Source organism: Cronobacter universalis NCTC 9529 (genome assembly GCF_001277175.1).
Taxonomy (GTDB): Bacteria; Pseudomonadota; Gammaproteobacteria; order Enterobacterales; family Enterobacteriaceae; genus Cronobacter; species Cronobacter universalis.
The window spans coordinates 3,604,365-3,615,594 of record NZ_CP012257.1; the positions used below are offsets into that span (position 1 = coordinate 3,604,365).

Annotated in this window: 9 protein-coding genes and 1 tRNA gene; 4 read left to right on the top strand and 6 right to left on the bottom strand. The window is 55.2% G+C overall.

The annotated features are described in order from the left end of the window. Positions 1-10: 10 nt before the first annotated feature. Together AFK65_RS16590 and AFK65_RS16595 are read right to left on the bottom strand one after the other, a co-directional pair. Positions 11-874, bottom strand: a complete 864-nt coding sequence (locus AFK65_RS16590; RefSeq protein ID WP_007701728.1) for a fumarylacetoacetate hydrolase family protein — start codon at positions 872-874, stop codon at positions 11-13. An 18-nt stretch (positions 875-892) separates the two neighbouring features. Next, entirely contained in the window at positions 893-2,257 is a 1,365-nt protein-coding gene (locus AFK65_RS16595; RefSeq protein ID WP_038856269.1) for a 2-hydroxycarboxylate transporter family protein, read from the bottom strand. A 337-nt stretch (positions 2,258-2,594) separates the two neighbouring features. Here AFK65_RS16595 and AFK65_RS16600 point away from each other — a divergent pair, with 337 nt between their 5' ends. Beyond that, positions 2,595-4,229, top strand: coding sequence for an ATP-binding protein (locus AFK65_RS16600; protein WP_038856300.1), 1,635 nt, complete (start codon positions 2,595-2,597; stop codon positions 4,227-4,229). Then, on the top strand, positions 4,219-4,917 hold the full coding sequence (locus AFK65_RS16605; RefSeq protein ID WP_007701734.1) for a response regulator: 699 nt from the start codon (positions 4,219-4,221) through the stop codon (positions 4,915-4,917). The genes AFK65_RS16600 and AFK65_RS16605 overlap by 11 nt, the downstream gene beginning before the upstream one ends. A gap of 232 nt (positions 4,918-5,149) precedes the next feature. Here the strand turns inward: AFK65_RS16605 and AFK65_RS16610 are convergent, their stop codons facing one another. Then, complete coding sequence (locus AFK65_RS16610) at positions 5,150-7,288, bottom strand: ornithine decarboxylase (RefSeq protein WP_007701740.1); 2,139 nt, start codon at positions 7,286-7,288, stop codon at positions 5,150-5,152. Positions 7,289-7,830: 542 nt separating this feature from the next. Here AFK65_RS16610 and AFK65_RS16615 point away from each other — a divergent pair. Both AFK65_RS16615 and AFK65_RS16620 read left to right on the top strand, forming a co-directional pair. Further along, on the top strand, positions 7,831-8,550 hold the full coding sequence (locus AFK65_RS16615; RefSeq protein WP_038856267.1) for a DUF554 domain-containing protein: 720 nt from the start codon (positions 7,831-7,833) through the stop codon (positions 8,548-8,550). A 112-nt stretch (positions 8,551-8,662) separates the two neighbouring features. After that, positions 8,663-8,738: transfer RNA gene (locus tag AFK65_RS16620), tRNA-Phe, on the top strand. Between the two features lie 264 nt (positions 8,739-9,002). Here the strand turns inward: AFK65_RS16620 and AFK65_RS16625 are convergent. Genes AFK65_RS16625 through AFK65_RS22340 form a run of 3 tightly spaced genes read right to left on the bottom strand, consistent with a single transcriptional unit; the run spans position 9,003 to position 11,226 of the window. Beyond that, the gene (locus AFK65_RS16625; protein ID WP_038856266.1) at positions 9,003-9,980 is read right to left on the bottom strand and encodes a type VI immunity family protein; all 978 of its coding nucleotides are present in this window, start codon (positions 9,978-9,980) and stop codon (positions 9,003-9,005) included. A gap of 50 nt (positions 9,981-10,030) precedes the next feature. Continuing rightward, positions 10,031-10,597 (bottom strand): type VI immunity family protein, encoded by a 567-nt coding sequence (locus tag AFK65_RS22285; RefSeq protein WP_226993511.1) that lies wholly within the window; start codon positions 10,595-10,597, stop codon positions 10,031-10,033. 23 nt (positions 10,598-10,620) lie between these two features. Continuing rightward, complete coding sequence (locus tag AFK65_RS22340) at positions 10,621-11,226, bottom strand: type VI immunity family protein (RefSeq protein ID WP_256596303.1); 606 nt, start codon at positions 11,224-11,226, stop codon at positions 10,621-10,623. Positions 11,227-11,230 lie beyond the last annotated feature (4 nt).

Genomic DNA, 11,230 nt, shown 5'->3' on the forward strand with positions numbered 1-11,230 from the left:
TCCGGTCTCTTTAGTGGGCGGGCGCCGGTTGCGCGACGGGCGCTTCGGCGATCACATTGCACAGATGGCCGATCCGCTCGATCTCCACCTCGATTTTGTCCCCCGGCTTCATAAACAGCGGCGGCGTGCGTTTTTTGCCGACGCCGCCCGGCGATCCGGTAATGATCACATCGCCCGCGCTTAAGCGGGTGAAGGTGCTGATGTATTCGATAAGCTCCGCCACGCCGTGGATCATGCTGCGGGTGTTGTCATCCTGCACCATGCGGCCGTTAAGCCAGGTGCGGATGGCGAGCTGGTGCGGATCGGGGATCTCATCGGCGGTGGTCATCCACGGGCCGAACGCGCCGGTCTGCCGCCAGTTTTTGCCTGCCGTAAACCAGGTGTGCTGCCAGTCGCGCGCCGAGCCGTCCATGTAGCAGCTGTAGCCCGCCACGTGCGAGAGCGCCGCCTCGCGGGCGATGTTCTCGCCGCCGCGCCCGATAATCACCGCAAGCTCCCCTTCGTAATCAAACTCGCTGGAGTGGCGCGGTTTGAGCACCGGCGCGTTATGGCCGGTCTGCGAATCCGGGAAGCGGACAAACAGCGTCGGCGCCGGGTTGTGCTGGTCGAACTCTTTGCGTTTCTCGGCGTAGTTCATGCCCACGCAGAGGATCTTCTCCGGCTGCTCGATAACCGGCAAAAACGTCACGTCGCAGAGTGCGAAATCAGCGGGCGCCTGCGCATGACAGCGCGCCTGTTCCAGCGCGTCCCGCGCCAGCAGCGTTTTGAGATCCGCGTAGTGCGCCCCGAGACGGGCGCCCAGATCCACCACGCCGTTATCCGTGACAATGCCGTAACTACGGCGGCCCTGATGGAGATAACTCGCAAGTTTCATAACAACGTATCCTGACGATTAAACAAGGAAATTGCCCAGCACCAGCAGCGCGAGCGAGACGTTAATCGCGCCGCCGATGCGGGTGGCGATCTGAGCGAAAGGCATTAAGGTCATGCGGTTGCCCGCGGTGAGGATGGCGACGTCGCCGGTGCCGCCCTGCCCGCTCTGGCAGCAGGAGACGATGGCCACATCAATCGGGTGCATACCGATTTTCTTGCCGACGAAAAAGCCCGTCGCCACCAGCGCCGACACGGTGCTGACGATCACCAGCAGGTTGTTGAGCGTAAAGGCGTGCATCAGCTCTTCCCACGGGGTGATTGCCACGCCGACGGCGAAGAGGATCGGGTAGGTCACGGAGGTCTGGAAGAATTTGTAGACCACCTGCGAGCCTTCCAGAAGGCGCGGAGAAACGCCGTGCGCCAGCTTGATAAAGACCGCGATAAACAGCATGCCAACGGGTGCGGGCAGGCCAATCAGCTTATGGCCGAGCATACCGAGCATATAGAGCAGCACCGCCAGCAGCGCGCCGGAGGCAATAGTGGTGACGTCAGCCTTGCCGCTGAACGCGGTGGTCAGCGTCTGGGCTTGCGGTTTGTCGCCGCGATCCGGCATCAGTTCGCCTTCGCCGGTCAGGTGCGGATAGCGTTTGCCAAGCTGGTTAAGGCAACCGGCGATGATAATCGCGGTGAGGCTGCCGAGCATCACGATAGGCAGCACGCGGCCCAGCGCCACGCCCTGATCCATATGCAGCAGCGTCGCGTAGCCGATGGAGAGCGGGATCGCCCCTTCACCCACGCCGCCCGCCATGATAGGCAGGATCAGGAAGAAGAAGATCTGGAACGGCTCCATGCCCAGCGCGATGCCGACGCCCATCCCCACCAGCATGCCGACGACTTCGCCGCACAGCATCGGGAAGAAAATACGCAGAAAGCCCTGGATCAGCGTGGTGCGGTTCATGCTCATGATGCTGCCGACGATAATGCAGCAGATGTAGAGATAGAGAATGTTGGTGGATTTATAGAATTTGGTGGTGGATTCCACGACTACATCCGGCAGCCAGCCGTAATAGACCAGCGCGGAAGGAATGAAGGTGGCGCAAATCGCCGCCGCGCCCATTTTGCCGACCACCGGCAGGCGCTTGCCGAACTCGCCGCAGGCGAAGCCGAAGAACGCGAGGGTGGCGACCATCACCACGATATCGCTCGGCAGCTTGCCGCCGAGACAGTCAATGGCGATAAGCGCGCCGGAAAGGAGAAACAGCGGCAATGGAATAATCCCGATTTTCCAGGTATCCATGATATGCCACCACTTTTCTTTCAGGGATATTTGCTTCGCAGCGGACGGGGTGTGGGGTACAACGTAAGAGTCATCGGTTGTGCTCATTTTTATTAAGCTCCGTAGTTATATTTCCCGGTAAGCGTAAAAGAGGTTACCCTTACAATTTGTGAGGAAGGCCGAATCAGCGCCGGTAATTTAATGGCACCTATGGTGTTTATGGTTTTAATTAGCGCGATGTGATCTACGCGTAATTTACAGGCGTGGTTTTTATGGCGTTTATTCCAGGCGGCCTTTTTTCGGCCTAAAAACGTAACGCGGGTAAACAGTTACCGCCGCGCGGCTTGCCTGTGGAGGGGATCACAAGTTTCAGGCGCCGTTCCGGTAAGCGCCTGAAAAAATGGTACAGTTCTCTATTGTTTACATTCCGGCGCGCCAATAAATGATGAAGTTTTCCTTTCGCATAAAGTTATTTATTCACCTCATCATATTCTTCTCCGTATTGTTTACGGCGCTCGGCGTTTATTATTATCTCGACGTCAGCCGCCAGCTTTATCAGGAGATGAGCAGTCGCGCGAGAATACAGGCGGAAGAGATTTCTCTCATTCCATCATTACGTGAAGCCGTCAGGCAACGTAATATCCCGGCGATTAATACCTTTATGACGGGCATGGCGCGCCACAGCGACGCCAGCTTTATGGTTATTGGCGATGAGAAAGGTCTGCACCTGTTTCATTCCGTCTTTCACGATCGCACCGGCACCCCGCTTATCGGCGGCGATAATCAGGAGGTTCTGGAAGGCAAAACCATTACCAGCATTCGCCGGGGCGGGCTTGGGGTGTCGCTGCGCAGCAAAGCGCCGATTTTTGACGACCAGGGCCGCGTCATCGGCATTGTCTCGGTCGGCTATCTGACCAGCTATCTCGATACCATTACGCTTGGCAAAGTGGTGAATATCCTGATTGGCGCGCTGCTACTGCTGCTGGCGCTGTTTATCTTTTCGTGGTTTTTCACCCGCAGCATTAAAAAACAGATGTTTTTTCTGGAGCCGCGGGAAATCGGGCTACTGGTGCGCCAGCAAAAGGCGCTGATGGAATCCATCTACGAAGGCGTTATCGCCATCGACGAGCATTCGCGCATCGCGGTGATTAACCGCGCCGCCAAGCGGCTGCTGGGGCTGAACGTGTCGTCGCGTTCGCTGCGCGGGCAGCCGCTGGAGGCGGTACTGAACCCGGTCTCTTTTTTCTCGCCGCAGGTGATGCTCGAAAACGACACGCATGATGAGATTTGCGTGTTTAACCATCTGACGGTGATCGCAAGCCGGGTGCGCATTCTGCTGGAAGGCGAGCTGCAGGGCTGGGTGATTACGTTTCGCGACCGCAAGGATATCGACAGCCTGAGCGTACAGCTAAGCCAGGTGAAGCGCTACGCGGATAACCTGCGCATCCTGCGCCACGAGCAGTTAAACCGGATGTCGACGCTCGCCGGGCTGCTGCATCTGGGCCATTACGACCAGGCGCTGAGCTATATTCAGGCTCAGACCGAGCACACCCAGGAGCTGCTCGATTTTATCTCCCGGCGGTTTCACTCCCCCACGCTATGCGGGCTGCTTATCGGCAAATGCGCCAGAGCGCGCGAGAAAGGCGTGACGCTGACGTTCGATCCGGCCTGCGAAATGGCGCGCGCGTTCCGCGGGCTTGGCGAGGCGGAGCTGATTTCGGTTATCGGCAATCTGCTGGATAACGCCATCGAAGCCACCCAGCGCGCCGAAGGGCCGCACGATCCGGTCGAGGTGTTGATCCGCCTGAATGAGCGGGAGTTGATCATCGAAGTGGCGGATCGCGGTGTGGGGATCGCGCCCGCGCTTCGCGACAGGATCTTCGAGCCGGGTTTTACCACCAAACGCCGCGGCGATCACGGTATCGGCCTGCATCTTATCGCCAGCTATGTGAAGCTCGCGGGCGGCACGCTGGAAGTGTCCGCCAATACGCCGCGCGGCACGATTTTTTCACTTTTTATTCCTGACGCGCCTGACGTTCGTCCGGCCCAACCGCAGGGAGAACCTGACTATGCCACCTGAGATGACCGACGTACTGATTGTGGAAGATGAAAACCAGCTGGCCGCGCTGCATGCCGAAATGGTGAAGCAGCACCCGTATTTGCGGCTGGTGGGCATGGCGGCGACGCTCGCCGACGCCGAGCGGCAGATCCGCGAGAAGCGCCCGCATCTGGTGCTGCTGGATAATTATCTGCCGGATGGCAAAGGCATTACGCTGACGGAGAGCCTGACGCTCAAGAACAGCGCCTGTTCGGTGATTTTTATTACCGCCGCGAGCGATATGGACACCTGTAGCCAGGCGATCCGCAACGGCGCGTTCGATTATCTGCTAAAGCCGGTGTCGTGGAAGCGCCTGAACCATTCGCTGGAGCGCTTTGTGCAGTTTCGCGAGCAGCAGCGGGTGTGGAAGATTGTCGATCAGCAGAACGTGGATTCGCTGTATCAGTTGCAGGCGCGTAGCTTCCGGCCGGACTCCGGCGCGAAGGGGATTGAGGAGAATACGCTGACGCTGGTGCAGCGGCTGTTTGTGGAGAGCCGCGAGCAGATTTTTTCAGTCGATGACGTGGTGAGCGCGACGGGGTTGAGTAAAACCACCACGCGGCGGTATCTGGAGCATTGCGTGGAGAGCGGATTTCTGACGGTGGAGATGCTGTACGGGAAGATTGGCCACCCGCGGCGGTTGTACCGTCGGGCGGATGAAAGCGCATGATTTTTTGGTTTTGATAGTGGGGTGGTTTTATGGCGGATATGGTTTTATGGCGGGTGCGCGAGGCTTACCCGCCCTACGCAAAACGATGCTCTGGCTGTACGGCGGGTGCGCTGCGCTTACCCGCCCTACGGAAAGCGATGTTGTAAATGTAGGGCGGGTAAGCGCAGCGCACCCGCCAGCGGTCACATCAATCACCCGCCAGCGTCACATCCCACACCCGCCCGATAACGCCTTATTCGCGCAACATATACCCGTACAACCGCTTAATGCCGTCCGGATCGGTCTGGCTGTAAACGCCCTGCAACTCCGGCGAAAAGCCCGGCAACAGGTTCACGCCCTCTTCCAGCGCCAGGAAATAACGCAGCGCCGCGCCGCCCCACACCTCGCCCGGCACCACGCACAACACGCCCGGCGGATACGGCAGCGCGCCTTCCGCCGCCACGCGCCCTTCGGCCTCGCTCAGGCGCACCAGCTCCACGTTGCCGCGAATATACTCCACATTCGCCTGCTGCGGGTTCATCACCACCCGCGGCAGCTCGGCTTTGCGGAACATCGCCCGCTGCAACGCCTTCACGTCAAAACTCACGTACAGGTTATGCATCTCCTGACAGAGCTGGCGCAGCGTGTAGCCTTTGTAACGCACCGGATATTTCTGGCAAATCGTCGGCAATACGTCGGCAAGCGGCGTGTCGTCTTCAATATGCTGCTCGAAGCGCGCCAGCATCGCGACCAGGTGCGCCATCTTCTGCGCGCTCTCGGCGGGGGTGAGTAAAAACAGAATCGAGTTAAGATCCGCTTTTTCCGGCACTATGCCGTTTTCTCGCAGGTAATTGGCGAGGATCGCCGCCGGGACGCCGAAATCGCTGTACTCGCCGGTTTCGGCATCGATACCCGGCGTGGTCAGCAGCAGCTTGCACGGATCGACAAAATATTGCTCGCGCGCGTAACCCGCGAAACCGTGCCACGCCGCGCCCGGCTCAAAGCTGAAAAAGCGTCGCTCGCGGGCAATCGCGTCGGTCGGGTGATCCTGCCACGGCCGCCCCGCCACCGTATCCGGGATAAACGGCTTGATCATGTGGCAGTTGGCGATAATCGCCTTGCGCGCTTCGATTCCAAGTTCCACGCACTCGGCCCACAGCCGCTTGCCGCTCTCCCCTTCGTGGATTTTGGCGTTCACATCCAGCGCCGCGAACAGCGGATAAAACGGGCTGGTGGAGGCGTGCAGCATAAAGGCGTTATTGAGCCGCTTGTGCGGGCAAAAGCGCGCCTGGCCGCGGATATGGTTATCTTTTTTGTGGATCTGCGAGGTCTGCGAGAACCCGGCCTGCTGTTTGTGTACCGACTGCGTGACGAAAATCCCAGGATCGTTTTCATTGAGATCCAGCAGCAACGGCGAGCAGTCGGCCATCATCGGGATGAACTGTTCGTAGCCGACCCACGCGGAATCAAACAGGATGTAATCACACAGGTGGCCGATTTTATCCACCACCTGACGGGCGTTATAGACGGTGCCGTCGTAAGTGCCGAGCTGGATCACCGCCAGGCGGAACGGACGCGCCTCCTGCGCGCGCGACGGCGCCACTTCGGCAATCAGCTCACGCAGATACGCCTCGTCGAAGCAGCGCTCGTCGATCCCGCCGATAAACCCGAACGGGTTACGCGCCGCTTCGAGATAGACCGGCGTCGCGCCCGCCTGGATCAGCGCCCCGTGGTGATTCGATTTATGGTTGTTACGATCGAACAGCACCAGATCGCCCTGCGTCAGCAGCGCGTTGGTCACGACTTTATTGGCTGCCGACGTGCCGTTGAGCACGAAATAGGTTTTATCGGCGTGAAAGACCTTCGCGGCAAATTTCTGCGCGTGTTTGGCGGAGCCTTCGTGGATCAGCAAATCGCCCAGTTTGACGTCGGCGTTGCACATATCGGCGCGAAACACGTTTTCACCGAAGAAATCATAAAACTGCCTGCCCGCCGGATGCTTTTTAAAGAACTCGCCGTGCTGGTGGCCAGGGCATGCGAACGTGCTGTTTTGCATCTCCACATACTGTGTGAGCGTGTCGAAAAACGGCGGCAGCAGGTTCTCTTCATACGCGAGCGCCGCGCTTTCTAGCGCCAGAAACTCCTGCGACGTTCCCGTGAGCGTGCCGCTGACCGGCGCGTCGCAGCTTTCGCCGTTCTGAAGAAAAACAAAAACCGGCAGGTTAAACCCGGTGCGCTTAAGCAGCGCGAGAATGCCGCTGCGCGTATCGGCCACAGAAAGCACCACGGCGGCCACGTCGGTAAAGTCGGTGCCATCAAGCCCCACTACATCGCGGGAGGTCGAAAGCAGAGGAGCCACGGCGTGGCTGGCGGCAATTTTTAACGATTTCATAAGCACAAAAACCCTGAGTGTCGGTGTAAGCGCCTTCGGGCACGGCAACGGGACGGTATCCCGGCGAAACGATGTGGTCTGACTGATTACCAGCTCCGACCGCGAGACATCAGTAAAAGCAGAGCGCGCCTGGTTTTACTGTTGTCCGGCAGTGAGCGTACGGCGGCCTCACCGCATGGTGGGCATGGAGAAGTATGGCGGACAGACATGACGGGCGCGCGGCATTGTGCAATGTCGCGAAGAAATGACGGCTGGCAGCGAACGCGCGGTCATAACACACCCTGTCTGATGGAGAAAAGTCGCGCAATCATGTCACCTTACGCCGCGTGGGGCAAGACAGCGCGCGGAGAAAATCGAGTTTTTAAGCATGATTTTAATCTGACCATTTTTTATCATTTTGATTATTATGGAGTAAAATAAATGGTTAAAATAAGTAAGCATAAGATACGCATAAAAATGCCTTTATCAGGCGCGCTTTTCTCCGCCTGCCTTCGGGATTATGCTGAACCCCATCGCGACCCAGACTAAAGCAGGAGCACCATGTGGTAACCGGACCTTTTATCAATGCGGCGGCGGTGCTGCTGGGCGGATTGCTTGGCGCGGCGTTAAGCCAGCGGCTTCCCGAGCGGTTACGCAGTTCGATGCCCTCGATTTTCGGCCTGGCGTCGCTCGGTATTGGCATTTTACTGGTGGTGAAGTGCGTGAACCTGCCGGTGATGGTGCTCTCGATGTTGCTCGGCGCGCTGATTGGCGAGCTGTGCTATATCGAAAAAGGAATCATCAATCTGGTGCATGGCCTGAACGGCGCGGCGCGTCGGTTGCGGCCCGGTAAAAACGCGCGGCCCGCGCAGGATAATTTCGTGCAGAGTTTTGTGGCGATCATCGTGCTGTTTTGCGCGAGCGGAACCGGCATTTTTGGCGCGATGCGCGAAGGCATGACCGGCGACAACAGCCTGCTTATCGCCAAGGCGTTTCTCGATTTCTTCACCGCCACGATTTTCGCCACAACGCTTGGGGCCGCCGTCGCGGCCATCTCCATCCCGATGCTGCTTATCCAGTTAACGCTCGCCGCCGGCGCGGTGTTTATCCTGCCGCTGACGACGCCCGCGATGATGGGCGATTTTACCGCGACGGGCGGTTTGCTGCTGCTGGCGACGGGCCTGCGCATCTGCGGCATCAAGATGTTCGCGGTGGTTAACCTGCTGCCCGCGCTGCTGATTTCAATGCCGCTTTCCGCGCTCTGGACGCGTTTCTTCGCGTAACGCAGTGAAATGACTATTTCGCAAACAAAGTGGCGCAGGAATGGGCGGATAGCGCAGAATTCGCGGAATTTCGTTGACGTCGAAAGGTGAATCGGGTTTAATGCGCCCCGTTGCCCGGATAGCTCAGTCGGTAGAGCAGGGGATTGAAAATCCCCGTGTCCTTGGTTCGATTCCGAGTCCGGGCACCACTTATTTAAAGAAACCAGCCTACGGGCTGGTTTTTTGCTTTTGGGAGAGCCGGACTCTTCATCGAACTGCGTTCGATTCACTCGTCGCATCCCTGCGACTCGCCCTGCGGGCAGCGCGATGCGCTGTGCAAAAACGCTCCCGGCGTTTTTGTCCGGTCCGGGCACCACTTATTTAGAGAACCCGCCCACAAGGCGGGTTTTTGCTTCTGGAGAGCCGGACTCCCCATCGAACTGCGTATGAGGTTTAGAGCTTCGGCAAATGGCTCACAGAGCGGTAAACGGCGGAAGGTCTACATCAAAGCGGGCAAGCCACCGGGCGGTGGAATTTCTGTCAAAACGGATTTCGCCGGCAATCGAGCCATAACCCAGGCTACCAATTTCCGGTGCGCGAATGGGTTTAAGCACCTTATTCACTTTCACGTACAGTTCAGGGTATGGGTTATCCTTAATCCAGCCTAACTCCGGCCATTCTCCGGCGCGGATAATAACGCCATTATCATAGTTTATTATTTCAATTGACGGATTACTGAGAGCACTACGTAAATATTGAATGCCACCCAATTTATTTAGCCATTCATTGCTAAAAAAGGTATACCAGTTAACGGCGCGTAGGCCCGTCCTCATTTTTTTATCCGTATTAGAATTAATAACATCAACACCCTTAAACTCATTGCAAATTTCATATTCGAGATGCTGATATCGCTCCTTTTCGTAGCACTGTTGAATTCCTAAACCCATTAACCCATGGAGTGGCTGTAAAATATTGCAAAATTGAGAAAGAAGAGCTTTTAAAAAATCTTTACGATTAAGTTCCTCAACAGGAATATAAAAACCAAAATAACTTACGTTTTTATGAATTGATTCATACCATCCGGCCATAGATCCAACTGAAACTGAATAATAACTAGCATAACGAAAACCCGCATCAGAATACCAGTCAAAAAAGAAACTCTCACCGAAGCTATCAGATATATATTTTTTTAATATTTTTGTTAATTTTACATTGTAATCCAGAGGCTTGTTGGGATCATCAATATAACCCCACCTCAACTTCCCACCGAATTCATTGTGGTAAAGCTGCCAGGCTTCAGCTATTCTGGCCCGGTTTTCTTTGGTATATCCTTTATCCAGGTAAAACCATGCCACTAATCCCACCTGTAAGGCGTTATGGTGTTCCGGGTCATCCTCCGCACCGTAAGTGAAATCGTATTCGGCATGCTTAAATTTCTCAAAAAAATCCATTTTATCTTTTCCTTAACAGGGCCAGCTCTCTGACAAAAGGCACTTTTTTATTATTCCGGCATGATGAAAACGCTGCCTTTATCATCACGCTTCAGCAAGTGCCAGAGGGCACGGTGTTTATTGCCGTGTTTATCTTCAAAATAAGGCATCTTCTGCCCTTCCCGCGTTTGAATATAGTCGGTGGTGCCGTTGACAATCGTGGCCCACTGGCCCGCGTAAGGCGCAATATCGTCTGTCCAGCAGCTTATCCGCACCAGATCTTTTGCCGCTGTCATGGTGGCAAGCGGCGGAAGGTCCACATCAAAGCGGGAAAGCCACCGGGCAGTTGAGTTTCTGTCAAAACGGATTTCACCGGCAATCGAGCCATACCCCAGACTGTCAATTTCTGGTGCCCGGATGGGTTTTAATATCTTATTTACTCTGACATAAAGCTCAGGGTAAGGATTAACCTTGACCCAGCCCAGCTCAGGCCAATCTCCGGCACGAATAATCACGCCATCACTATAGGGCGTAATTTTAATCGCTGTCTTACTGGATGCTCCTTTCAAATAAAAGAGTCCGCCTAATTTTTCAAGCCATTGATTATTGAAAAACGTTAGCCAATTGATTGTTCGAATACCATTTCGTAACTTATCATCAGTTAACCCCCCGGTATATCCACCCCCAAAAAATCCCGACCAACTTCATATTCTAAATGTTGATATCGCTCTTCTTCATAACATTGTTGAATACCTAATCCCATTACTCCATGGATAGGCCGTAAAATATTGCAAAAACAAGTGAGTAATTCTTCTAATCTGTCTTTTTTCATTAACTCCACTATAGGCAACGAAAACCCAAAGCAACTTACAGGCTTATGAATAACCTCAAACCAACCTGCCATCGACTCAAAACAAACAGAATAATCACTTGAATAGCGAAACCCTTTATTAGAGCACCATTTAAAAAATAAGCTCTCACCAAAACTATCTACAATAATTTCTTTTAAATTCTTATTTAATATTTCCTTGTAGGTCATGTCATTATTTGGATCATCAATATACCCCCACTTCAATTTCGCACCGAATTCATTATGATAAAGTTGCCAGGCTTCAGCAATTCTGGCCCGGTTTTCTTTGGTATATCCTTTATCCAGGTAAAACCATGCCACTACCCCCACCTGTAAGGCGTTATGGTGTTCCGGATCATCCTCCGCACCGTAAGTAAAATCGTATTCGGCCTGCTTAAATTTCTCAAAAAAATCCATTTAT